Annotated in this window: 21 protein-coding genes; 9 read left to right on the forward strand and 12 right to left on the reverse strand. The window is 74.7% G+C overall.

The features are described 5' to 3' along the window. Positions 1-63: 63 nt before the first annotated feature. Both RVR_RS33110 and RVR_RS33115 read left to right on the forward strand, forming a co-directional pair. Complete coding sequence (locus tag RVR_RS33110; protein WP_202237607.1) at positions 64-1473, forward strand: hypothetical protein; 1410 nt, start codon at positions 64-66, stop codon at positions 1471-1473. A 154-nt stretch (positions 1474-1627) separates the two neighbouring features. Next, positions 1628-2020: a hypothetical protein gene (locus RVR_RS33115; RefSeq protein WP_202237608.1), complete on the forward strand. Its 393-nt coding sequence runs from the start codon at positions 1628-1630 to the stop codon at positions 2018-2020. Between the two features lie 94 nt (positions 2021-2114). Here RVR_RS33115 and RVR_RS33120 read toward each other — a convergent pair whose 3' ends face one another. The 6 genes from RVR_RS33120 to RVR_RS33145 all read right to left on the reverse strand — a co-directional run bounded on the left by RVR_RS33120 (position 2115) and on the right by RVR_RS33145 (position 9224). Further along, positions 2115-2951 carry a DeoR/GlpR family DNA-binding transcription regulator gene (locus RVR_RS33120; RefSeq protein ID WP_202237609.1) on the reverse strand — a complete coding sequence of 279 codons (837 nt, stop codon included), beginning with the start codon at positions 2949-2951 and terminating at the stop codon, positions 2115-2117. Positions 2952-3128: 177 nt separating this feature from the next. Next, positions 3129-5588 (reverse strand): right-handed parallel beta-helix repeat-containing protein, encoded by a 2460-nt coding sequence (locus RVR_RS33125; RefSeq protein ID WP_202237610.1) that lies wholly within the window; start codon positions 5586-5588, stop codon positions 3129-3131. A gap of 117 nt (positions 5589-5705) precedes the next feature. Continuing rightward, positions 5706-6284 (reverse strand): Rv1733c family protein, encoded by a 579-nt coding sequence (locus RVR_RS33130; RefSeq protein ID WP_202237611.1) that lies wholly within the window; start codon positions 6282-6284, stop codon positions 5706-5708. 95 nt (positions 6285-6379) lie between these two features. Further along, positions 6380-7207, reverse strand: coding sequence for an MOSC domain-containing protein (locus RVR_RS33135; RefSeq protein WP_202237612.1), 828 nt, complete (start codon positions 7205-7207; stop codon positions 6380-6382). 38 nt (positions 7208-7245) lie between these two features. Then, the gene (locus tag RVR_RS33140) at positions 7246-7821 is read right to left on the reverse strand and encodes a DUF6643 family protein (RefSeq protein WP_202237613.1); all 576 of its coding nucleotides are present in this window, start codon (positions 7819-7821) and stop codon (positions 7246-7248) included. A 236-nt stretch (positions 7822-8057) separates the two neighbouring features. Beyond that, positions 8058-9224, reverse strand: a complete 1167-nt coding sequence (locus RVR_RS33145) for a glycosyltransferase (protein ID WP_202237614.1) — start codon at positions 9222-9224, stop codon at positions 8058-8060. Positions 9225-9540: 316 nt separating this feature from the next. Between RVR_RS33145 and RVR_RS33150 the strand changes: the two genes are divergently transcribed. Both RVR_RS33150 and RVR_RS33155 read left to right on the forward strand, forming a co-directional pair. Beyond that, on the forward strand, positions 9541-10296 hold the full coding sequence (locus RVR_RS33150; protein WP_237405112.1) for a glutamate racemase: 756 nt from the start codon (positions 9541-9543) through the stop codon (positions 10294-10296). Between the two features lie 45 nt (positions 10297-10341). Further along, positions 10342-10905, forward strand: a complete 564-nt coding sequence (locus RVR_RS33155; protein ID WP_202237615.1) for a hypothetical protein — start codon at positions 10342-10344, stop codon at positions 10903-10905. Between the two features lie 301 nt (positions 10906-11206). Here the strand turns inward: RVR_RS33155 and RVR_RS33160 are convergent, their stop codons facing one another. Next, positions 11207-12823, reverse strand: coding sequence for an O-antigen ligase family protein (locus RVR_RS33160; protein WP_237405113.1), 1617 nt, complete (start codon positions 12821-12823; stop codon positions 11207-11209). A 190-nt stretch (positions 12824-13013) separates the two neighbouring features. On the opposite strand from RVR_RS33160, the gene RVR_RS33165 reads away from it, so the two are divergent. Together RVR_RS33165 and RVR_RS33170 are read left to right on the forward strand one after the other, a co-directional pair. Next, the gene (locus RVR_RS33165) at positions 13014-13535 is read left to right on the forward strand and encodes an NUDIX hydrolase (protein ID WP_202237616.1); all 522 of its coding nucleotides are present in this window, start codon (positions 13014-13016) and stop codon (positions 13533-13535) included. A 95-nt stretch (positions 13536-13630) separates the two neighbouring features. Next, a complete protein-coding gene (locus tag RVR_RS33170; protein WP_202237617.1) occupies positions 13631-13918 on the forward strand; it encodes a hypothetical protein in 288 nt (95 codons plus the stop codon). Between the two features lie 60 nt (positions 13919-13978). Here RVR_RS33170 and RVR_RS33175 read toward each other — a convergent pair whose 3' ends face one another. The 3 genes from RVR_RS33175 to dhaK form a co-directional block, all read right to left on the reverse strand. Further along, positions 13979-14434 carry a PTS-dependent dihydroxyacetone kinase phosphotransferase subunit DhaM gene (locus tag RVR_RS33175; protein ID WP_202237618.1) on the reverse strand — a complete coding sequence of 152 codons (456 nt, stop codon included), beginning with the start codon at positions 14432-14434 and terminating at the stop codon, positions 13979-13981. Next, positions 14431-15108, reverse strand: coding sequence for a dihydroxyacetone kinase subunit DhaL (dhaL, locus tag RVR_RS33180; protein ID WP_202237619.1), 678 nt, complete (start codon positions 15106-15108; stop codon positions 14431-14433). Before dhaL ends, RVR_RS33175 begins: the two co-directional genes overlap by 4 nt. A gap of 82 nt (positions 15109-15190) precedes the next feature. After that, entirely contained in the window at positions 15191-16183 is a 993-nt protein-coding gene (gene dhaK / locus RVR_RS33185) for a dihydroxyacetone kinase subunit DhaK (RefSeq protein WP_202237620.1), read from the reverse strand. Positions 16184-16636: 453 nt separating this feature from the next. On the opposite strand from dhaK, the gene RVR_RS33190 reads away from it, so the two are divergent. The 3 genes from RVR_RS33190 (at position 16637) to RVR_RS33200 (ending at position 19446) form a co-directional block, all read left to right on the forward strand. Next, positions 16637-17206, forward strand: a complete 570-nt coding sequence (locus tag RVR_RS33190) for a hypothetical protein (protein ID WP_202237621.1) — start codon at positions 16637-16639, stop codon at positions 17204-17206. A 333-nt stretch (positions 17207-17539) separates the two neighbouring features. Further along, on the forward strand, positions 17540-18694 hold the full coding sequence (locus RVR_RS33195; protein ID WP_202237622.1) for a sensor histidine kinase: 1155 nt from the start codon (positions 17540-17542) through the stop codon (positions 18692-18694). After that, on the forward strand, positions 18691-19446 hold the full coding sequence (locus RVR_RS33200; protein ID WP_202237623.1) for a response regulator: 756 nt from the start codon (positions 18691-18693) through the stop codon (positions 19444-19446). Before RVR_RS33195 ends, RVR_RS33200 begins: the two co-directional genes overlap by 4 nt. Before the next feature lie 90 nt (positions 19447-19536). On the opposite strand, the gene RVR_RS33205 is transcribed toward RVR_RS33200, so the two are convergent. Both RVR_RS33205 and RVR_RS33210 read right to left on the reverse strand, forming a co-directional pair. Then, entirely contained in the window at positions 19537-22161 is a 2625-nt protein-coding gene (locus RVR_RS33205) for an ABC transporter permease/substrate binding protein (protein WP_202237624.1), read from the reverse strand. Then, complete coding sequence (locus RVR_RS33210; RefSeq protein WP_237405114.1) at positions 22154-23515, reverse strand: quaternary amine ABC transporter ATP-binding protein; 1362 nt, start codon at positions 23513-23515, stop codon at positions 22154-22156. The genes RVR_RS33205 and RVR_RS33210 overlap by 8 nt, the downstream gene beginning before the upstream one ends. Positions 23516-23671 lie beyond the last annotated feature (156 nt).

Here is a 23671-nt window from a genome sequence, read left to right on the forward strand (position 1 = left end):
CAGGACACCGCCCGGCCGCCCGCGCGCCACCGGGGTTTCGCCGCCGGCACCTAGCGTCACCGCATGACCACGTCGCAGGTGACGAGCCGCAGGGCCGCCGATCCGGCCGAAGCCGAGACGCGGTCCGCGCCGCCCGCAGCCCCGCGCGAGCCCCATCGCGCGGGGAGGCGGGTCCGGTTGAGGCTGACCGGTCCGCGCCGGCTGGGTGCCCGCGCCGCGGTGGCCCTGCTGCTGCTCGCCGCGCTGTGCACCACCGCCGTCGTCGGCGCCGTCACCGTCCGCGCCGACACCTCGCGGCTGCGGACCACCGTCTCCGAACGGGCCGCCGTCGCCGCGCAGTTGCGCTCCGCGCTGGCCGATCTCGACGCCCAGCACGCCGACACCCTCGCGCCCGGCATGTCCGCCGACGGCAGCGGCACCTACGTCGGCAACCAGCTCCAGGCGCTGATCACCGCCCAGCAGCGGCGCGCCCAGGTCAGCGACGCGCTGCGGCGGTTGAGCGGCGACAGCGCGCACGGCGCCCTGGTGCGCGCGCTCCTCGACGGGCTGGGCCGCTACGACGACCTGAGCGGCCGCGCCGCCTTCGTGGACGAGCAGGCGCCCGACCGCCTCGCGGGCCACCCGCCGGCCGTCACCGTGGCCATGAACGCCCAGGCCGGCGCGGTCATGACGCAGACGCTGCTGCCCGACGCCGACGCGCTCGCGGCGGACTACCAGCGCCAGGCCGGCCTCGACGCCTCCCGGGTGCGCGCGGACACCCGGCACCGGATCGCGGCGGTCGGCCTGCTCGGCGCCGCCACCCTGCTGTTCCTGCTCTGGTGGCAGCGCGAACTCGCCCGCGACTACCGCCGGTTGCTCAGCCCTCCGCTGGTCGCCGGCACCGCGGCGGTGCTCGCGGTCTGCCTGGCCGGCGTGGTCGCCCTCGGCTCCTGCGCGAGCGCCGCGGACACCGCCGACGGCCAGGGGCTGCGACCCTGGTCCCGGCTGGCCGAGGCGAGCGCCGTGGCCGCCCAGGCGGCGGCCGCCGAGAGCCGCTGGTTCGTGCAGGGCGACGACCTCGGCAGGAGCGACGCGGCCCTGTACGCCACGCTGACCGGGCGCCTCGACACCCTCCTGGCACCCGACGGCCAGGCCACCGCCGCCGAGCGCCCCGCCTACGAGGACGTGCTCACCCGCTACCGCCGCTTCCGCGCCGACGACGCCGCCCTGCGCCGGCTGAAGGGCGAGGGCAGGACCGACCAGGCGGCGGTCCTGCTGACCACGGTCGGCCGCGGCGACATCGCCTTCGACTTCTGGGACTTCGCGACCACGCTGGACGCCCTCGCCGCCCGCCAGCTCGACGACTTCGCCGCGCACGCAGCCGACGCCCGCGACGCCCTCGACGGCTGGCCCGCGGTGCCCGCCGGCGCACTCGGCGCCTCCGCGCTGCTGTCCCTGCTGGCGGTCCGGCCGCGGCTGGCGGAGTACCGCTGACCGCCCTGCCGGGGCGTGTTCTCCCCCACCGTCGGGCGGAGCCCGCGCCACCGGACGCCGCCCGACCGTATATTGGATCCAAGCCGTACCGCCTGGGGGGACCGAGCGAGGCTCCTCACCCACGGCCGTCCTGGACGAGATGAGAGCACGCCCGATGACCACAGACTCCGCGCCCACCCCGGAAGGGGAGTCGTCCATCCCGGACGAGGTGTGGGAACAGTTCCTCTCCGACAACGAGCGCGACATCCGCGCGTCCGCCCCCAAGGAACCGTCCGCACGCGCCCGGATCGTGGCCCGGCGGCTGCGGGAGCAGGAGGAGCGCGCCGCCGCGGAGGGCGGCCGGCGGCGGCGCGGCAGGCGTAGCGGCGTCGCTGCGCCTGCCGCGGCCGACACCTCCTGGCGCACCGGCCGCACCGACGAGGGCGACCGCCGGACGCTGCGCCGGGGACGGTTGCGCGGGGTGGCCGCGGTGGTCCTGCTCGTGGTGGTCCTGCTGGTCGTGCTCTCGCCCGGCCACGCCTGGTCGCTGGTCACCGGCAACGGCTGAACCCGCCCGCGCGGCCCCCGGCCACCGCCCCGCCGGGGAACCCGGCCGGTCGGCGGCGGTGTCCGCGCCGGCGGCGCCCGGTCGAGGAGGCCGCTCAGTCGAGGGCGGCCGGGGCCGGCTCGCCCGCCACGATCAGGTCCGACAGGTGCTCGGCGATCTCCTCGCGCACCACCTCGGGGATGCCCGCGTCCGTGACCAGCGTGTCGACGTCCTCCAGGGCGGCGAACGAACTCAGGCCCACCGTGCCCCACTTGGTGTGGTCGGCGATCACCACCACCCGCCGCGCCGAGCGGACGAACTGGCGGTTGGTCTCGGCCTCCGCGAGGTTCGGCGTGGACAGGCCCGCCTCCACCGAGATGCCGTGCACGCCCAGGAAGAGCAGGTCGAAGTGGAGCGACTGGATCGCCCGGTCCGCGACCGGCCCGACCAGCGTCTCGGACGGCGTCCGCATCCCGCCGGTGATCACCACGGTCGCCGCGGCCGTGCCGTGGGCGCCGCCCACCGGGCGCTGCCCGGACTGGAAGACGTCCGCGACCCGCACCGAGTTGGTCACCACGGTCAGGTCCGGCACGTCGAGAAGCTGCTGCGCCAGCGCGTAGGCGGTGGTGCCGCCGGCCAGCGCGATGGCGGCACCCGGCGGGACCAGGGTGGCGGCCGCCCGCGCGATCGCCTCCTTCGCGCCCAGTTCCAGGCCGGACTTGGCCTCGAACCCCGGCTCGTGGCTGCTGGGTTCGACCACCGGCACGGCGCCGCCGTGCACCTTCTCCACGACGCCCTGCCGGGCGAGCGCGTCCAGGTCGCGGCGGACCGTCATGTCGGACACGTTCAGGCGGCGGGTCAGCTCGTTGACCCGCACACCGCCGCGCCGCCGGACCTCGTCCAGGATCAGGGCCCGACGCTGCTCCGCGAGGAGGTTCTGGTTGTCGCTCACCCGTGACCCCGTCCCGTCCGTGATGTTGTCCTATCGGCAGACCGCTCATCTTAGGGCCTGTCCGGCGGATCCGGCCGGGCCCGCGACGCCCGGTACCGCACCCCCGGCGCTGCCGGACCCTGCGCGGACGACCCGGTCCTTGCGGGTACCGGACCCGCGGCCGGGCCGGTCCCGTCGCTACGTGAGGTTGGGGAGGTCCTCGGGGTAGAGGAGCTGCAACTCGTCGTGGGTGGGCTCCTCGACGTGGGCCATGCGGACCGCGTGCCGTTCGATCATGCCCTCGAAGGTCTGGCGCGCGGTGCGGCCGTTGCCGAAGGCGGGGCCCTTGGGGATCGCGGTGAAGTACTTCAGCAGCGCGTCGGCGGCGTCGTCGCCGAGCCGGTACTCGTGCTCGGCGGCCTGCGCCTCGACGATCCGGAGCAACTCCTCCGCGCTGTAGTCGCCGAAGGTGATGGTGCGCGAGAAGCGCGACGCCACCCCGGGGTTGGAGGCGAGGAACCGCTCCATCTCGGCGGTGTAGCCGGCCACGATCACCACGACCGCCTCGCGGTGGTCCTCCATGAGCTTCACCAGGGTGTCGATCGCCTCGCGCCCGAAGTCGCGGCCGGCGTCCTCCGGCGCGAGCGCGTACGCCTCGTCGATGAACAGCACCCCGCCGCGCGCCCGGTCGAACGCCTCCTGGGTGCGGATCGCGGTCGATCCGATGTGCTCGCCGACCAGGTCCACGCGGGCGACCTCGACCAGGTGCCCGCGCTCCAGGACGCCGAGCGACGCCAGGATCTCCCCGTACAGCCGCGCCACCGTGGTCTTGCCGGTGCCGGGGGAGCCGGTGAAGACCAGGTGGCGGCGCGGGGAGGGGGCCTTCAGCCCGGCCTGCTCGCGGCGCCGCCCGACCGAGATCAGGTCGATCAGGGTGCGCACCTCGCGCTTGACGCCGTCCAGACCGACCAGCGCGTCGAGGTCGCCGAGCACCGCGTCGCTCTCCCGCGCGGTCACCCGGACCTGCGCCTCCTGCTCCGCTTCGGCCGGCCGCTGCGCCGGGACACCGCCCAGCAGGCCGTACGACTGGGCGCCGGTGCTCCGCAGCCGGGCGGAGGGGCCGGAGTCGGCGGGCGCGGGCCCGGCGTCGGCGGTGCCCGCCGCGGTGGGCACCGGCGCGGGCACGTCGTCGGTGGCGGCGCGGTCGCTGGTGCAGTCCTCGGTGACCGGGCCGGGCTCGGAGAACTCGTAGCCGCCGCGGGCGCAGCGCTCGGTGCGGCAGCGGGTCAGGTGGGACCGGCAGCCGTCGATGACGTGGAAGCCGAAGCCCTTGCTGCCGACCACCCGGCAGCCGTTGAAGGCGCCCCGGCCGCCGGCCGAGACGTAGACGCCCGCCTCGGTGGGGTTGGTGATGGTGCAGCGCTCCAGCGCCGGGTCGGCGCCCTTGGTGACGATCACCCCGGTCGCGGTGTCGTCGACGGTGACCTGCGCGAGGGTGCCGCCGCTGCCGTGGTCGCGGAACCACGCGCCGGTGGCCGCCTCCTTGATCCGGCAGTCGTCCAACTGCACGCTGGCGCCGTCGCTCACCGACACCGCGGTGTTGCGGATCTGCGTGAAGTCGCTGTCCACGACGTCCGCGCGCGAGCCGCGGTCCAGCACGAACAGCGCGTCCGGCACGTCGTGCACGCGGCAGGAGTCGAGTATGGCCACCGCGCCGTCGCTCACCCACACTGCCGGGTAGTCGCCGGTGCTGTCGTGGATCTCGCACTGGTTGGCGTCCGCGCGGGTGCCCGGGTCCCAGACCGACAGGCCGTTGCGGCCGAAGCCGCGGACCGAGCTGCGGGTGAGGGTGAGCACCGAACGGGCCCGCAGGTCCACCGCGTTCTCGGGGATGTCGTGGATGTCGCAGTCGGCCATCGCCAGCACCGCGTCGGTGTCCAGGGTGATGCCGTCGCCGGTGGTCCGGTGCACCTGGCAGTCGGTGAACTGCCCGCTGCCCTGCGCCGACACCTGCACGCCGGTGCCGCGCACCTCGTAGACCTCGCAGCTCACCGCCTCCAGCGAGCTGCCCTCGCCGGTGATCGACACCCCGGCGCCCGAGGCGTGGTGGATGCGGCAGCGCTCCAGCCGGGGGCCCGCGCCGCCGCGGACCGCGAAGCCGTTCTGCCCGGCGGCGACGACCTCGCACTCCTCGAACAGGCCGCCCGCGCCCTCCAGCACGCTCACCCCGACGCCGGCCGGGTTGTCCACGGTGCAGCGGCGCACCGTCGGCCGGGCGCCGTCGCGGACCTCCAGGCCGACCGCCGAGCGGGTGCTGATCCGCACCCCCGACAGCTCCGGGGCGCCCGCCTCGACCAGCACCGCGGCCGACGTGACGTCCTGGCACTCGACCACCAGGTCCTGCACCACCGCGGGCCCGCGCAGGGTCAGCGCCACACCGGAGGCGGGCGCGAGCCGCACGGTGCCGGGGCCGTCCGCGCAGCGCAGCGTGACCGCGCGGTCCACCAGCAGGTTCTCCCGGTAGGTGCCGGGACCCATCGAGAGCACGTCACCGTCACTCGCCGCCTCCAGCGCGGCGGCGAGGGTCTCGTACTCACCTGTGCGGCGGCGCCACCGAGAACTGCTCGGATTGGTCACCTGCACCACGCCATGTGCCATCGGGCTGCTCAGCCCCCACCCTCTTGCGTCGGCCGACCGGGGATCAACCGTAGCGCGAGCGGAGGCATGCTGGTGACGCGCGGCGGACTGGTGGACACCCAGGGGCCCGCGCGGGCGTCAGCCGCCGGCGCCCGCGCGGCCCCAGTCCTGGCCGACCCGGGCCCATTCGCGCGCCCAGGACTCCAGCCGGCGCAGCATCAGACGCCACATCAGCAACTGGCGCCCCATCACCAGCAGTCCGGCCGCGGCCGATCCGGCGGCCACGCCGGCCAGCACCGCGTGGGTGGAGGCGGTGGCGGAGTCCAGCGGCGGCGCCGCCGGGGCGCCCTTGCGGTCGGTCCAGATCCTGATCCGGCCCTGCTGCAGCACCTCCAGGTCGGAGGAGACCGTGGCGGTGTGCGAGGCGCCGTCGGGCCCGGTCCAGCGCAACTGCTCGGTGGGGTGCGTCTCGGAGCCGGACGGCTTGGACCGGGCGAGGGTCGCGGTCACCAGGGTGCGCTCGGCGTGCTCGGTGGCGACCTCGTGGCGCAGGACGCGGCCCACCGATCTGTCCGCCCACCAGCCCAGCAGCGGCGAAGCGCACAGCAGGGCGACGAACAGCACCCCGAGCCACGTCTCCACCACGTCCGTGCGCCGGCGCAGCGGATTGCGCCGCCAGCGCCATCCGCGCACGGTGCCTGTCGTGCGACCCCTCATCGGCGGTCACCCCCTTCACACCCATCAACTACCGCAACCGGCGCGGTTCAATGCACGGCCAGCCCGCGGGGGCGCGGAAAGGGCGCGTCGAATCGTCACTCCACCACGGTCAACGCGTCGCCGACGTGCAGGGTTCCTGACGACTCGGGTACGAGGTTCTGGCCGAAAACCAGCTTGGAGTCGATGTTGCGGTGCCGGCCCAGGGTGCGCAGCGGCTCCCGGCCCCTGGCCCCGGTGCGCTGGTCGGTGGTGGTGATCACGCAGCGCCCGCAGGGCTTGGGCACCCGGAAGAGGACCTCGCCGATCCGCACCCGCCGCCAGCCGTCCTCGGCCCACGCCTCGGTGCCGTCCACGACGGCGTTGGGTCGGAACCGGTCCATCGGCAGCGGGCCCTCGTGGGCCTGGTCGCCCGCCGCGATCAGCGCGTTGAGCGCGTCGAGCGACGCGCTGGTGGTGACCAGCAGCGGGAAGCCGTCGGCGAGGCTGACGGTCTCGCCCGGTTCGGCGTACTCGGGCGCGATGGGCCGCCGCAGGTCGGGGCGGTCGAGGTGGACCAGCCGCACAGCGGTGCCCAGGTGGGCGGAGAAGTAGGTGTCGGCCGCCTGGCCGGCGGTCCGTACATCCAGCTCGCCGGCGAAGATCCGCACCGTCTCCAGCGGGCCGGGCGCCGGCATGGCGACGTCCAGCGGTTCCCGGCCGGGCGCGGTCACGCGCAGCCCGCCACGGCCGTCGAGCGCGGTGTGCACCAGCGCCAGCCGGGGGTCCTCGCGTTGCGTGACGGCCTTGCCGGTGGCGGCGTCGACCAGCATCCAGCGGCGGTCCCCCGCGAGCCCCCACGGCTCCACGACCGCTGCCGGCGTGCTCGTCGCCCGCATGGACTTGACCGGATACAGGTGCAGCGCGCTGACGGTGGGCATGGTCATAGGACCATCGTGCCATCGCCCTCGGGTGCCGCTCCGGGTCAGCCCTGGTAGTACCCGCCTCCGGGCTGCGCCGGCGGGACCCCGAGCCCCAGGTTGCGGCGCTGGTAGGTGTCCTCGGGGTGCCCGGCGGGACCCTGCCGGGGCGCCATCGGCCGCGGCGGCGCCGGACGGGCCGTCTGGTACCCGGAGGGCGACGGCTGCTGCGGTTGCGCAGGGTAGCCGCCGTAGCCGTTGGTCTGCGGCTGGCGCGGCATCCCGGCCTGCTGCGGGGCGTAGGACGCGGGCTGCTGCGGGTAGCCCCCGCCCTGGTACCCGTTCTGCGCCGGCTGGTACTGCGGCTGGTGCTGCTGGCCCATCTGCTGCACCGGGGCCGAGGGGCCGGCCGGCAGGGCCGGGAGCGCGGCCGGCAGCGCGGGCAGATTCCCGCCCCCGCCAAAGGAGTTGTAGCCGCCGGACTCGTACGAGGGGTACGGCGCGGGCACACGGATGGGGGCGATCTGCGGGGTGCCGCGCTCGGCCACGAGGCTGTCGTAGATCGGGGTGTCCGGGAAGGACGCAGACGAAGGGTAGTAGCTGCCGGAGCCGCCACCGTACGAACCGCGGGGGGTGGTCATGGGCCATAAGTTAAGCCCACGATGTGGTTGTTGGGGAGACCGATTGGTTGGTTGTTTTGCGTGCAGTGAGTGACCTCAGGCCACCAATACGAGCGAATCCCCGGAAAACGGTCACCATCTCAGGATGTGATCAGGTAAAAGGCTCGTGTCGCGGGCGTGACCCCCGGGGTCGGCGCACCCTCCGGCGGGCCGTCTGACGGGGCGTCAATGAGGCCGCACGCAGGGGCGGGGCGCGATCACGCGGTCGCGTCGGGCTTGGCGTAGGTGCGGCCCTTCCACGCCGCGCCCCGGCCGCGGTAGTGCTCCACCGCCGAGTCGACCGTCATCAACAGGTAGAGCGCCGCGGTGTACGGCAGCAGCGGGGCGAGGGCCCACGGCTGGCCGTAGTACCGCAGCATCGGCAGGTACGTCCCCGCCATCACCGCCCACGCCGCCGCGCCCAGCACGCACAGCGGCCACGCTCCCGCGACCGCGCCGCCGACCGCCGCGACCGGCGGCACCAGGTAGATCAGCGCCAGCCCCAGCACGGTGCCGGCCAGCACCAGCGGGTTGTGCCGCAACTGTGCGTAGGCGCTGCGCGCCACCATCCGCCACAGCTCGGCCAGATCGGGATACGGGCGCACGCTGTCGACCCGCTCGGCCAGGCCCAGCCAGATCCGGCCGCCCGAGCGCTTCACCGCGCGCGCCAGCGCCACGTCGTCGATCACCGACTGCCGGATCGCGTCCGGCACGTCGGCGGCCTTCGCGGCGGACGCGCGCAGCAGCACGCACCCGCCGGCCGCCGCCGCGGTGCGGCCCCCGGGGCGGTTGATCCAGCGGAAGGGGTAAAGCTGCGCGAAGAAGTACACGAACGCCGGAACGATCAACCGCTCCCAGCCGGTCTCCACCCGCAGCCGGGCCATCTGGGAGACCATGTCCAGGTCGTTGCCGACGGCGGCCTCCACCAGGGCCCGCAGGCTGCCCTCGCGGTGCGCGATGTCCGCGTCGGTGAGCAGGAAGAACTCCGCGCCGGTGCGCTCGCGGGCCAGTGCCATGCCGTGCCGGACCGCCCACAGTTTGCCCGTCCACCCCCGGGGCGGCTCGCCCGGGGAGGTCACGGTCAGCGGCAGCGCGCCGGGCCGCTCGCCCAGCTCCCGCGCCAGGTCGCCCGTGCCGTCGGTGCTGCCGTCGTCCACCAGGAAGACCTCCGCGCGGCCCGGGTACTCCTGCGCCAGCAGCGAGGCCAGACTCCGCCCGATCACCTCGGCCTCGTCCCGCGCGGGCACCACCACCGCGACGTCCGGCCACTCCCGCACGGACCCGGCGCCGCCGCGCGGCAGCCGCACGTCGGTACGCCAGAACCCCCCCTGCCCCGCCAGCAACCACAGCCACGCCACCAACGACACCCCTGCGACCCCAGTCATCACGCTCACCCCCGCAGTCTGCCCGAGGTCCGGCGCCGCGACGGCGCCAGGACCCCGCACGGCGTGCCCGGCGGCGGTCCGCGGGCGGCGGTCGGCGGCGGGCGGCGGTCGGCGGCGGTCCGCGGGGGACCGCTTGGCCGAGGGCTGTCCCGCGATTCCCGACGGGCGTGCGACGACAGCCACGGCGTCTCCCTTCGTTGTCTCGCTCGTCCTTGTATGCGACGGTATGGGAGCGCGCGTCCGCCTTGCGATCCACCGCATCCGACGCCGCCCGCTGATCCGCCGGGGACTACGGGACAGCCCGTAGAGTGGGGCCGTGAAGATCGGGTTGGTGGATTCGGGGATCGGGCTGCTGGCCGCCGCCGCGGCCGTACGGCGGATGCGGGCGGACGCGGACCTGGTCCTCGCCTCGGACCCGGAGGGCATGCCCTGGGGCCCGCGAACCCCTGGCGACGTGGCCGCGCGGGCCCTGGACTGCGCGCGGGCCGCGGCGGCCCACGGGCCGGACGTCCTCGTCGTGGCGTGCAACACCGCGTCCGTGCACGCGCTGCCCGCGCTCCGGGCGGCCTTCGAACCCGGGCTGCCCGTCGTGGGCACCGTGCCGGCGATCAAGCCCGCGGCGGCCCGCCACCGGGACGTGGCGATCTGGGCCACCCCGGCGACGACCGGCAGCGGCTACCAGCGCGGGTTGATCGCCGAGTTCGGCAACGGCGCGCGGATCACCGAAGTCCCCTGCCCGGGGTTGGCCGACGCGGTGCAGCACGCCGACGCGGACGCCGTCGCCGCGGCGGTCGCCGCGGCGGCGGCCCTCACCCCGTCGGGCGTAGGCGCCGTCGTCCTGGGGTGCACCCATTACGAGCTCGTCGCGGACCGGATCGCCGCGGCCCTGCCCGGCGCCGTCCTGTACGGCTCGGCGGACGCCGTGGCGGCCCAGGCCCTGCGCAGGGTCGCCCCCACCCCGGGCGGCGGCACCGTCGAGGTCGTCCTCAGCGGCCGCCCCGCTCCCCTGCCCGCCGCCGCGCTGGCCTATCCGCAGGGTGCCGGGCTCGCCGTGACGGCCGCCACGGCCTGACCCGGAACGGTGCCGGACGCCCCGCGGATAGGTACGCTTCGGGGCATGACGCACGCTCCCCGGCCGGAGACCGGCGCGTCCCGTGTGTGGACGGGTCGGGCCAGGAACCGCTTGCAGTGGGTGCCCGCCGCGGTGGGCGCCGCCTGCGTGGCGCTCGGCATCTCGCTCGCGGTGGAGGGCCCCGGCCCCACCGCCAGCCTCGCCCCGCTCGTGATGTCGGTGGTCGGCTGCCTCGCCGTGGGGCTGCTCGTCCTGTTCGGCACCGTCGCCTTCACCCACGTCCATGTGCGCGTCGACCGCGAGGCGGTCCAGGTGCGCTGCGGGCACATCGGAGTGCCGCGCCGCCGCATCCCGATGGGCGAGGTCAGCGGCGCCCGGCTGGACCCGGTGATCAGCCCGCGTTCGTGGGGCGGCTGGGGCTACCGCTGGCGGCCCGAGAAGGGCACCGCGGTCGTGGTGCGGCGGGGGCCCGGCATCGTGATCGACCTCGGCGGCGGCCGGTGGTTCACCGTCACCGTCGACGACGCCGAGGGCGCGGTGCGCGCCATCCGCGAGATGCTCGGGATGACCGCCCACCCGCGCGACCAGCAGGGCCCCGGCATCCGCTGAGGCGGCGCGTCCCGACCGGGCGACCGGGCGGGTCCGGGGCGCGGTCGTCGGGCGGTAGGTGGCGGGCGGTGGGCGTACGGGCCCGTACGGGCGGGGCCCGATCAGGCGTCGGCGAGGGTGCCGGGCGCGGCGCCCTCACCGTTCGCGCCGGCCGTCCGGCGACGGGAGCGGCGCCCGCGGGGGAGCGGGTGTGCGGGCCGGGGCCCGACCAGTCCCGCGCGGGGATGCCGTGAGCCGGCACCCCGGGGTCGGCGAGGGCGCGTCCGGCGACGGGAGCGGCGCCGGAACCGCGTCGGGCCGGCTACCGCTCGGAGGCTTCCCGCTCGGAGGCCGCTCGGCCGGAAGCCCCTCGCTCCGGAGCCTCTCGGTCGGGAGCCGGTGCCTGCGCCGGGAGCGGCCGCGAGGTCGCCACGCCGGCCAGCAGCCCGGCCGCGGCCGTCACCGGGGCGTAGCTGAGGACGTGGTCCACGGCCGCGAGCAGCCCCAGGCCGGTGAGCGCCGCCGCGGCGGTCAGCACCGCCGGCGTCGACCGCGGGGAGCGCCACAGCGCGCACAGCGTCCACAGGTAGGCGCCCCCGAGCAGCGCCACGCCGGGCACCCCCTGCTCCGCGGCCAGTTGGAACGGCGCGGACTGCGGAGTCTCCGCGGTGGGGGTGTCCGAGGGCAGCGGCGTGCTCTCCTCGGCGAAGCGCCCCGGTCCGACCCCGCGCAACGGGTGCCGCCCGGCCAGGTCCACCGCCTCGTGCCACAGCGCCACGCGCGGCTGGGTGAGCTGCCCGGTCAGCGACTCCGACAGTCCGCCGGGCAGCGCGCCCACGGCGACCGCGCAGCTCCCGCCGACCGCCAGCGCCGCGGCCAGCGCGAGCCCGGCCAGGCCGACCAGCCGGTGGTGCCGCATCCTGGCCGCCGCCAGCGAGCACAGTACGACCGTCACCCCCGCCGCGAAGGCCGCGGACGACCCGAGCACCAGCGCCGCGACCGCGGCCGTCAGCGCCAGCAGCCGCAGCAGCACCCGCCACACCACCGCGGGCACCCCCCGGACCGGCTCCGTGACGCCCCAGGCGGCGCAGCACGCCGCCCCGGCGGCCAGCACGAGCAGCGCGGCGTCGGCGTTGGGGTAGCCCAGCGGCGGAGCGCTCGCGCCCGACAGCCGGTGCGCCGGGCCCAGCGCCAGCGCGAGGACCGTCACCGCGCCCGCGACGAGGGTCAGCTTCGGCAGCATCGCGCCCAGCACCCGGCCCGCCGCGTATCCGGCGGTGACCGCGAGCAGCGCCAGCAGCGTGCCCTCGGGCCTGGCCTCGCGGCCGCCGGCGCAGACCACCACCCACACCGCGCAGCAGGCCAGCACGACCATCCCCGCCGCGTCCACCCCGCCGGCGGTCGGGCTCCGCGGCACCCGGAGCGGCGGGAGCGGCCGCCCGCGGGCGCCGGACCCGGCCGCGGTGCCCTGCGTGGCCCCGGAGCGGGGCGTGTACCCGGGCACGGCCGCGGACCCGGCCCCGGGCACCGACGCGGAGAGGGTCCCGGCCCCAGCCCCGGCCCCGGAGGCGACGGCAGTGACCCTGGCTGCGGACGCGGACCCGGGCGTGCTGCCGGACGCGACCCCGACTCCGGACGCGGACCCGACCCCGGAGGAGGGCCCGGAGATCACGGGCGTGCGGGGGCCGCCGTCCCCGCCGGTGTCCGTACGTGACGACGCGGGCGCGAGGTCGGTCGTGCCCCCGCCCGCGACCCCTGCCGCGCCGATCCGCGCCCCGCCGTTCAGATCGCCCTCCGGTCCGCCCTCGTCCGCCCGGTCGCCGCCGTGGTCGCCGGTGGTGCCCGCGCCGCCCGTATCCGCGGCCCGGCGCGGACGCGCCTTTGCCCCCGCGCGGACCCCGCGCGCCGCTCCGGGCGCGCCGCCGGCCGTCGTGTCCATCCCCGACCCCCTGCCGCCACCCGGGCGCGACGGGGTACCGCCGAGCCCGCGTTCCCCGCGTGGGCGCTGCTGTCCGGATCACCGTAACGGGTGACCACCCGCCCTGTGGATATGTCGCACAGGAAGCTCTTCGAGCTTGTGAAACCTGGTGCTGATGTGGCGTTCACCTTCCATCTCGTAGGCTCGGGGCATGGCGACTCCCCAATTCATCCTGGACATCCGCGGCAGGGCGGGGGACGTCCTCCTCCTGCTGCCCGGCGTGGTCATGGTGGTCTTCGACGACCGCGGCAGGGTCCTGCTCAACCGCCGCACGGACACCGGACGCTGGGCGCTCATCAGCGGCATCCCCGACCCCGGCGAGCAGCCGGCCGAGAGCGCGGTGCGGGAGATCCAGGAGGAGACGGGCGTCTCCGCGGTGGTCGACCGGGTGCTCAGCGTCTTCACCACCGAACCGGTGACCTACGGCAACGGCGACCGGGCGCAGTACATCGAGACGGTGCTGCGCTGCCGGGCGGTCGGCGGCGAGGCGCGGGTCAACGACGACGAGTCGCTGGACGTGCGCTGGTTCGCGCTCGACGAGCTGCCGCCGCTCGGGCCGCTCGCCCGCGACCGCATCGACTCGGCGCTGAGCGACCGGCCGACCTGGTTCGCGCCCGCGCCCGCGCCGGACGCCGCCCTCGCGGCGGAGGGTGCCGGGCAGCGGCTTCCGTAGCCCCCGACTCCGCTCCGGCCAGGGGGCTTTGTCAGTGCTTGGCGGTAAAATCGACAGTGTTCGAAAGGGTTGGCCGACGCCTCAGGAGGAAGCCGATGGCCGCTGCCGCACCGCCCCTGGATACCCGCCGACACGCATCCGCACCCTTGCCCGCACTGCCGAAGAAGCCGCTGCCCGCGGGCCTGCCCCGCGAGTGGTACGTCGCCCACAACCGCCGCCTGAAGACCATGCGCCTGACCATCGCCCTGCTCGACTCGGGGGTCTACGAGCCGGCCCAGGCGGGGAACGGGCGGATCCGCCGCACCGCCGAGCGGATAGGCGTCCACCCGCCGTCCGACATCACCTGCCGCATGGTGCGGAACCTGCTCGGGTACGGGCGCTGACGGTCACGGCGGCCCGCGGGAGACGCCTCCCGCGGGCCGCCGTGACCCGCGCGCGAACCGCTACGCCTTGCGGTAGGTGTACGCCTCCGCCGCTGCCGCCGCCACCGCGTCGATGTCCGCGCCCGTGGACGCGGTGACGACGGCGGCGACCGCCCCTTCGAGGAAGGGGGCGTCCACCAGCCGTGCGCCGGAGGGGAGTTCGTCGTCGGCCAGCAGCGCCTTCACCGTGAGCACCGCGCTGCCGAGGTCGGCGAGCACCGCCACGCCCGCGCCCCGGTCCACGGTGCGTGCCGCCGAGGCGATCAGGTCGGAGCTGGTGCCGAGTCCGCCGTCGGGCCCGCCGCCGGCCGGGGCGAGGGGAACCTCGCCGGCGCCGCCGCTGAGCGAGGCCGCCAGATCGGCGACCGCGTTCGCGGCCGCCGCGCTGTGCGAGACCAGCACGATCCCGACCAGCGCGGGTGCGGAGCCTTCGGTGCTGCTGCCGGTGCTGCCGTTGCTGCCGGTGGTCGCGGTCATGAGGAGGACGCCTCCCTGGCGGTGTCGGCGAGCGCGGTGAGCAGGAGGGCCGCCGAGGTCGCGCCCGGGTCCTGGTGGCCGATGCTGCGGTCGCCCAGGTAACTCGCCCGGCCCTTGCGGGCGCGCAGCGGAGTGGTCGCCACGGCGCCCTCCTCCGCGGCCCGCGCCGCGGCCGTCAGCGCCACCGCGGTGCCGTCGCCCGCGTCGAGCGCCGCGGTGAACGCGTCGAGCGCGGGCACCAGCGCGTCCACCATCGTCTTGTCCTCCGGCACCGCGCCGCCGAGCTGGCACAGGCCCTCCACCCCCGCCTTCAAGCCGTCGCGCAACTGCGCCGCGGTCACCGCGGGCGCGTCGCCGAGCGCCTTGCCGGTCCGCCGCAGCAGGGTGCCGTACAGCGGCCCGGAGGCGCCGCCGACGGTGCTGATGAGCTGGCGGCCCACCGCGACCAGCACCCCGCCGGGCGTGTCCGGCGGTTCCTGCCCGATCGCCGTGCGCGCGGCGAGGAAGCCGCGGCGCATGTTGCTGCCGTGGTCGGCGTCGCCGATCGGTGAGTCGAGCTCGGTGAGGCGGGCGGCCTCCCGCTCGATCACGGACGTCGCCGTGTCGAGCCATCGGCGCAGCAGGTCCGCGTCTATGTCGGCCGGCAGTTCGGGCTGTTCGGGGGCGGCGTTCATACGGTGTGCCTTTCCACGGGTGGTCGAACCGGCACGGCGCGCGGTGCGCGCCCGCGGACCCGGCACCGGCCGGGCGCCGCGGTCAGCAGCCCCAGCGCAGCGCCGGGGTCGAGACGGGCGCGTCCCACAGCCGCAGCAGCTCCTCGTCGGCCTGACAGATCGTCACGGAGGCGCCCGCCATGTCGAGCGAGGTCACGTAGTTGCCGACGAGCGTACGGGCCACCGCGACCTTGCGGGCGGCCAGGACCCGGTGCACCTCGGCCGCGAAACCGTACAGTTCCAGCAGCGGCGTGGCGCCCATGCCGTTGACCAGCAGCAGGACCGGCGCGTCGGGGCGCAGGTCCTCGACGACCGCGTCCACGGCCACGTCGGCGATCTCGCCGGAGGTCATCATGGCGCGGCGCTCGCGGCCCGGCTCGCCGTGGATGCCGACGCCCAACTCCAGTTCGCCCTCGGGTAGGTCGAACGTCGGACCGCCCTTCGACGGGGTGCTGCACGCGCTGAGCGCCACCCCGAAGCTGCGGGACACCTCGTTGACCTGGTGGGCGATGGCCGCGACCCGGTCCAGCGGAGCGCCCTCGTCGGCCGCCGCGCCCGCGAGCTTCTCGACGAACAGCGTCGCCCCGGTGCCGCGCCGGCCGGCCGTGTAGAGGCTGTCGGTCACCGCCACGTCGTCGTTGACCAGCACCTTCGCCACCTGGACGCCCTCGTCCTCGGCGAGTTCGGCGGCCATGTCGAAGTTGAGCACGTCGCCGGTGTAGTTCTTCACGATGAACAGCACCCCCGCGCCGCTGTCCACCGCCGCCGCGGCCCGGACCATCTGGTCCGGCACCGGAGAGGTGAAGACCTCGCCCGGACACGCGGCGGTGAGCATGCCCCGCCCAACGAAGCCGCCGTGCAGCGGCTCGTGTCCCGACCCGCCCCCCGACACCAGCCCGACCTGCCCGTCGTACGGGGCCCCGCGGCGGACGATCACCCGGCGCTCGACGTCGACGGTCAGGTCGGTGTGCACCGCAGCGAAGCCCCGCAGCGCGTCCGGGACGACGGTCTCCGGTACGTTGATCAGCATCTTCACGGGAATCTCCTCGCCAGGCCGGCAGCCAGGGCAACCGCCTGTGTCGTAGCAGGTCAGAGGATGGGTCCAGGGTGATCGATGGCGGCGTCCCGCGGGTGTGCGCCGCGGCACGGCGCGGCCGGTCCGCCGGCCGGTGGCCGGCCGGCGCGGGCCGCCGCCGGTACGCCGGGGCCCGGTACCGACATCACTCGTCCGGGCGTGCGATTCATACCCCCCAGTATCCGCCGGTGATCCGGAAACGTCACGACGTGGACGGCCCCGCGCCCCGGGCCCGTGCTTCCGGCGCTGCCGGGCCCCTCGTGCCCCCGCGGGGCCGGTCCGGCCCGCTCGGGCCGCTCTCCACCCCGAGTCCACCCGGATCTCCACCCGTGGGTGGATCGTTCCGGCGGGAGCGGCGCCTAGCGTGCGGGTGTCGGCGGCAGGCCGGCGGAAACGCGCGTGGGAAGGGCCGGGATGAACCCCCTGGACATCGTCCTCCTCGTGTCCGGCGTGGGCTACGTCCTCGCCCGCCGGACGATCGGCGAGGCGCTGCGGGCCGGACCCGTGCTGGCGGTACCGCTGGCGCTCGCCGCGCTGGGGCTGGTGGCCGTCAGCGGCGCCCGCCCCGCGGGCCCGGCCACCGTCGCCCTGGTGGCGGCGGGCTGCGGGCTCGGTGCCGCCCTCGGGCTGGCCCGGGGCGCGACCGTGCGCCTGACCGAGCGGGACGGGACGCCCTGGATGCGGTACGGCGCCGGCACGCTGCTGCTGTGGGCGGCGGGCGCGGTCCTCCAGGCCGGAGCGGCGCTGCTCGGGCGTGCGGCGGCGCCCGCGGCCGCGCACGCCGCCGCACACGGCCTGGTGCTCGCCGTCGGGATCGGCGTGCTGGCCGAGACGCTGGTGGCGCTCTTCCGGGCCTCGCGTGCCGGCCGGCCGGGCAGGGACCCGGTCGACCACGGCGGGCCCTGGCCGCGCAGGCCGGGCGGCGGCACCCGGGAGCGGGACACCGGGCACGCGGGACACGCGGAAACGACACGACAGGGGTAGGCGGGGGTGCCGGTGTGGGTGCGGGTGCCGGTGTCCGTGCCCGTGCGGGTGCCGGTGCGGGTGGGGGCGCGGATGCCGCCGGTCGGCGGCCGGCCCGGCGGCGCTGGTAGTTTCGCAGCGGCGGCCCGACCGGCTGACCGGCCGTCCGCCGGGCGGACCCGGATGCCGGACCTGTCAGCCGCCGACCCGGCCGTCCGACCCGGCCGTCCGACCCGGCCGTCCGACCCGGCCGTCCGGCCACCGGACCGGTGCCGTCCGGGCGGAGGGCCGCGCCGACCGACCGCCGGACCTGATGCCCGGCCGACCGCGGGAAGAGAGCCTGAGTTGCACCGGATGCGAGCCGTGACCGCCTGGCTCACGGCGGAGAACCACCTCCTCCAGCTCTTCAGCACCGCCACCGGGATCGCGGTCTGCGCGGTGCTGGTCCACCCTCGCGGGGCCTCCGGCACCGGCCTCGCGGTGCTGTGCCTGCTCGTCCTGAACTCGCTGCTGTTGTGCACCCGGCTGATCCCCGAGGGGACGCTGTCCCCCCGGTCGCAGACCGCCGTGCTGGGTGCGGGATCGGTCGCGGCGGCCGCGCTGATGAGCATGGACCGCTCCGGTTCCGCGTCGCTCTTCGCGTTCTTCGTCGCCGGCCACGCCGGGTACCGCCTCGGACAACGCGCCGCGGTGATCCTCGCGGCGGCCACCAGCCTCCTGTGCGCGACCGTGCTGCTCTTCCCGGTCGGCAGCGGCTACGGCCACGTCTCCTGGTACCTGGGCGCGTTGACCGGGGTCAGCGTGCTGGTCGGCATCTCCAACCGCTCGCACGCCGACGCGCTGCGCTCGGCGCGGGACGCCGCGCGGCAGGCCGAGTTGGCCTCGCGCTCCGAGGCACGCGCCGAGGCCCTGGCCGAGCGCGCCCGGATCGCCCGGGACGTGCACGACGTGCTCGCCCACTCGCTGGCCGGGGTGAACATGCAACTGGAGGTCACCGACGCGCTGCTGGAGTCCGGTGCGGTGGACGAAGCCCGGCAGGCCGCGCAGCGCGCGCAGAGCCTGGTGCGCGCCGGCCTGACCGAGGTCCAGCGCACCGTCCGCGACCTGCGCGAGGACGCCCTGCCGCTGCTCGACACGCTGCGCGCCATGCTCGGCTCGATCCCCGGCACCGGTACGCTGAGCGTCGACGGATCGCCGCGCGAACTGCCGGTCCGGCCCGCCCAGGTGATCGTGCGCTGCGCCCAGGAGGGGCTGACCAACGCGCACAAGTACGCACCCGGCGCACCGGTCCGGCTGCATCTGGCGTACGGCCCGGACGAGACCGCCTTCGAGGTGGTGAACTCCGCGCCGCCGGCGGGTTCCCGGCCGCTGGCCGGTGCCGGCGGCGGCATGGGACTCGTCGGGATGCGCGAGCGCGTCGAACTGGTGGGGGGCACGGTGACGGCCGGTCCGGTGGTGGACGGCGACGACGCGGGAGGATGGCGGGTGCGCGTGGTGATACCGGTATGAGCGGGTACGCCCCGGAGGGGCCAGGACCGGGATCGGAGCGCCGTGCCGGGGAGCGGCCGGGCGGCGACGCGGCGGGGACCGACGGGGACCGGCCGGTGCGGGTGGTCGTCGCCGACGACCAGACCGCGATCCGCGAGGCGCTGGCGGTGGTCCTCGACCTCCAGCCGGGCCTGGACGTGGTGGCCACGGCACGCGACGGCGCCGAGGCGGTGGCCGCCGCGGCGGAGCACGCCCCCGACGTGATCCTGATGGACCTCAACATGCCGCGGACGGACGGCGTGGAGGCGACCCGGCAGGTCACCGAGCGCTTCCCGGACGTCGCCGTGGTGGTGCTGACCACGCTCTCCGACGAGCAGGACATCCTCGCGGCGCTGGGCGCCGGCGCGCGCGGCTACCTGACCAAGGAGTCCGGCCGGCAGGACATCGCCCGCGCGGTGCGGGCCGCCGCGGCCGGCCAGGCCGTGCTCGACCCGGCGGTCCAGGAGCGGCTGCTGGCGGCGGCCGTCAAGAGCGCGGCCCCGGTGGAGCGTCCGGGCGCCGGGCTCGCCCCCGACCTGACACCCCGGGAGACGGAGGTGCTCACCCTCATCGGCGAGGGCCTGACCAACCGGGGGATCGCCGAGCGGCTGGTGGTCAGCGAGGCCACCGTGAAGACCCACATCAACAACCTCTTCGCCAAGGCGCAACTGCGCGACCGCGCGCACGCGGTGAAGTACGCGTTCCTCCACGGGCTGGTGCGGGCCCGTGGATGACGTGGTGGGCTGAGCCCGGACGAGCGCGGGCCGGGGACACGCGGTGCGTGTCCCCGGCCCTCCGGCCTCGCGCCTGCGCGCGGTGGTGTGTCAGCTACTGACCGGTGCCATCTGGTCCACGATGTCGGGGTTGTCCTTCATCCATTTCTTGACGCCGTCGGTGGTCTTGCCCTGTCCGGCGGCTTGGATGTCGGCTTCGAGGGAGCTGAGTTGCTTCTCGCTCATCTTGAAGTTCTTCATCCAGTCGGTGACCTGGGGGATTTTCGTGGCGCTGTTCTTGTTGGCGATGTTGTGGATGGAGTCGCTTGCGCCCCAGAGGCCCTTGGGGTCGCTGAGTTTGGTCATCTGGTAGGTGCTGTAGGCCCAGTGGGGGGACCAGAGGACGACGGCGACGGGTTTCTTCTGGTCGTAGTCGCGCTTGAGTTCGGCGAGCATGCCGGCGGTGGAGCTGGCGACGAGTTTGTATTCCTTGTCGAGTCCGTAGCCGGGGAGGACCTTGCTGCTGAGGAGTTTCATCTCGCCGGCGCCGGGTTCGATGCCGATGATCTTGCCGCCGAACTCGGCGGACTTGCCCTTGAGGTCGGCCATCGACGTGATGCCCTTGACGTAGGACGGCACCGCGATCTCCAGGGAGGTCTGGTCGTACCACTTGCCGAGATCGGACAGTTGGCTGCCGTACTGCTTCATGTACGACGCGTGGGTCGTCGGAAGCCAACTGTCGGTGAGGTAGTCGAAGTTGCCGTTGGCGAGTCCGGTGTAGGCGGCGCCGGGGTCGTAGGTGTTGACCTGGGTCTTGTAGCCGCGCTCGTCGAGGACCTCCTTCCAGAGGTTCGCCGAGGCGATCGACTCGTCCCAGTTGAAGTCACCGATCTTCACCGTCTTGCCCTTGCCCACGTCGGTGGCGCTGGATCCGGCGACCGGTGCCATCTTGTCGACGATGCCCGGGTTGTCCTTCATCCATTTCTTTACGCCGTCGGTGGTCTTGCCCTGTCCGGCGGCTTGGATGTCGGCTTCGAGGGAGCTGAGTTGCTTCTCGCTCATCTTGAAGTTCTTCATCCAGTCGGTGACCTGGGGGAGCTTGGTGGCGCTGTTCTTGTTGGCGATGTTGTGGATGGAGTCGCTTGCGCCCCAGAGGCCCTTGGGGTCGCTGAGTTTGGTCATCTGGTAGGTGCTGTAGGCCCAGTGGGGGGACCAGAGGACGACGGCGACGGGTTTCTTCTGGTCGTAGTCGCGCTTGAGTTCGGCGAGCATGCCGGCGGTGGAGCTGGCGACGAGTTTGTATTCCTTGTCGAGTCCGTAGCCGGGGAGGACCTTGCTGCTGAGGAGTTTCATCTCGCCGGCGCCGGGTTCGATGCCGATGATCTTGCCGCCGAACTCGGCGGACTTGCCCTTGAGGTCGGCCATGGACGTGATGCCCTTGACGTACGACGGCACGGAGACCTCCAGGGAGGTCTGGTCGTACCACTTGCCCAGGTCCGTGTAGCTGCTGCCGTACTGCTTCATGTACGACGCGTGGGTCGTCGGCAGCCAGGCGTCCGTGAGGTAGTCGAAGTTGCCGCTGGCGAGTCCGGTGAAGGCCGCGCCGGGGTCGTAGGTGTTGACCTGGGCCTTGTAGCCGCGCTCGTCGAGGACCTCCTTCCAGAGGTTCGACGAGGCGATCGACTCGTCCCAGTTGAACGAGCCGAGCTTCACCGTCTGGCCCTTGCCCACGTTGGTGGACGCGGCCGTCGGCGACGAGCTGTCGCCGTTGCCCGAGAAGGCCCCGATGCCGCCCGCGACCAGTGCGAGGACGACCACGGCGGACAGCCCGACCGCCGGACGCGGCCGGTAGCGCAGCACCGACAGGCCCTGGGTGGAGGTGCGTGCGCGGGCCAGCGCGCGGCGGCCCAGCGGCGAGACCTGGTCGCCGAGCGCGCCGGTGATCCGGTCGAGGTAGATGGCGAGCACCACCACGGAGATGCCGCCCTCGAAGCCCAGGCCGATGTCCACCTGGCTGATCGCGCCGAAGACGGTCGAGCCGAGGCCCTCCGCGCCGACCATGCCGCCGATGACGACCATGGACAGCGCGAGCATGATGACCTGGTTGACGCCGGCCATGATGGTCGGCAGCGCCAGCGGCAACTGGACCCGCAGCAGCGTGCGCGACGGCGGAGTGCCGAACGCCTCGGCCGCCTCGACCAGTTCGGCGTCGACCTGCCGGATGCCCAGCTCGGTCATGCGTACGCCGACCGGCATCGCGAAGACGATGGTGGCGATGACCGCGGGCACCGTGCCCAGGCTGAAGAAGATGATCGCGGGGATCAGGTACACGAACGCCGGCAGCGTCTGCATGACGTCCAGCACCGGCCGGATCAGCACGCTCGCCGTGCGGCGCCGTGCGGCCCAGACGCCCAGGGGCACCGCGAGTACCAGCGCGACCACGGCGGAGACGACCACCAGGGACAGCGACTCCATCGCCTCGTCCCACTGCGCGACGGAGTCGATGAGCGCGAAGCCCACGAAGGCCAGCACGCCGGCGGTCAGTCCGCGCATCCACAGTGCGAGCACCGCGAGGATCGCCGCCATCAGCAGCGGCGACGGGCCGCCGAGCGCCCACTCCACGCCGTTGTACATGCCGTTGACGATGTGGCTGATGAAGTCGAAGAGCCAGGACAGGTGGCGGGTGAGCCAGTGGACGACGTCCTCGGCCCAGTTGCCGAAGTGGAGCCTAGGCACGGGTCGCCTCCTTGCCCTCGTCGTCGCCGTTGCCGTTGCCGCCGCCAGGAGCGGCGCCGGAGTCGCCCGGGCCGCCAGGACCGTCCGGTCCGCCGGTGCGGCCGGGGTCGCCGCCGGCGGGCGCGTCGGCCTCGACGAGGGCGGGGAAGTCGGGCAGCCGGTGGCTTCCGGTGTCCTCCTGGCCCTCGCCGAGCGCGGCGAGCAGCGTCACCCGCGGTATGACGCCGGTCAGCCGGCCGTTGTCGTCGAGCACCGCGAGCGGCAGCTTCGACTGCGAGGCGGGGGTGAGCAGCTCGGACAGCGGCGCGTCGGCGTGCGTGGTGACGCAGTCGGTGTCCATCAGGTCGCGCACGGTGCCCTCGGCCTTGCGCAGCGCCTCGGTGACGCGGCCCTCGGTGACGGTGCCGACCAGCCTGCGCCCGCGCTCGACCACGAAGGCGGCGGACGCCTGGTCGGTGCGCAGCGCGCGCATCGCGGCGCGCGGTCCGTCGTTGGGGCTCACCATCACCCGCGGCTCCTCCATGATCGAGGCCGCGGTGAGCACCCGGGAGCGGTCGACGTCCTGCACGAAGCTGGCCACGTAGTCGTTGGCCGGGTCGGTGAGGATGTCCTCCGCGGTGCCGATCTGGACGATCCGCCCGTCGCGCATCACGGCGATCCGGTCGCCGAGCCGCATCGCCTCGTTGAGGTCGTGGGTGATGAAGACGATGGTCTTGTGCAGCCGCTGCTGGAGTTCGAGGAGCTGGTCCTGCATGTCGCGGCGGATCAGCGGGTCGAGCGCCGAGAACGACTCGTCCATCAGCAGCAGGTCGGCGTCGGTGGCCAGCGCACGCGCCAGGCCGACGCGCTGCTGCATGCCGCCGGACAGCTCGTCGGGCCAGGAGTTCTCCCAGCCCTCCAGGCCGACCAGGGACAGTGCCTCGGTCGCCTTCTCCGCGCGCTCCTTCGGCGGTCGGCCCTGGACCTCCAGGCCGTAGGCGGCGTTCTCCAGCACGCTGCGGTGCGGGAACAGCGCGAAGTGCTGGAAGACCATGCTGATCTTGCGGGAGCGCAGGTCGCGCAGGGCCTTCGCGGACAGGCCGGTGAGGTCCTGGCCGTCGAACAGCACCCTGCCCGAGGTGGGCTCCAGCAGGCCGTTCAGCATGCGCAGCAGTGTGGACTTGCCCGAGCCGGACAGGCCCATGACGACGAAGATCTCGCCCTGCTCCACTGCGAAGGAGGCGTCGATCACCGCCGCGGTCGTTCCCTCCTCTCTCAGTTCAGCCCGGTCGGCCCCTTCCTGGAGCCGTCGGATGCCTTCCTTCGGCCGTCGGCCGAAGACCTTGAATACGTGCTCGATGACGAGCTGTGACACGTTTGCCTTTCGGGGCAGGGGACAGGGCGGAACCGAAGGCCGTCGGCAGCACGGCCGGTGAGTTTCGTCGGTGCACAACGAAACTAACCGGCGGCGAACCGGCTGTCCTGGCGGCGGAGACCGCCCCCGGATCCGGACCCTCGGGTCCGCGTCGCC

Source organism: Streptomyces sp. SN-593 (genome assembly GCF_016756395.1).
Lineage (GTDB): Bacteria > Actinomycetota > Actinomycetes > Streptomycetales > Streptomycetaceae > Actinacidiphila > Actinacidiphila reveromycinica.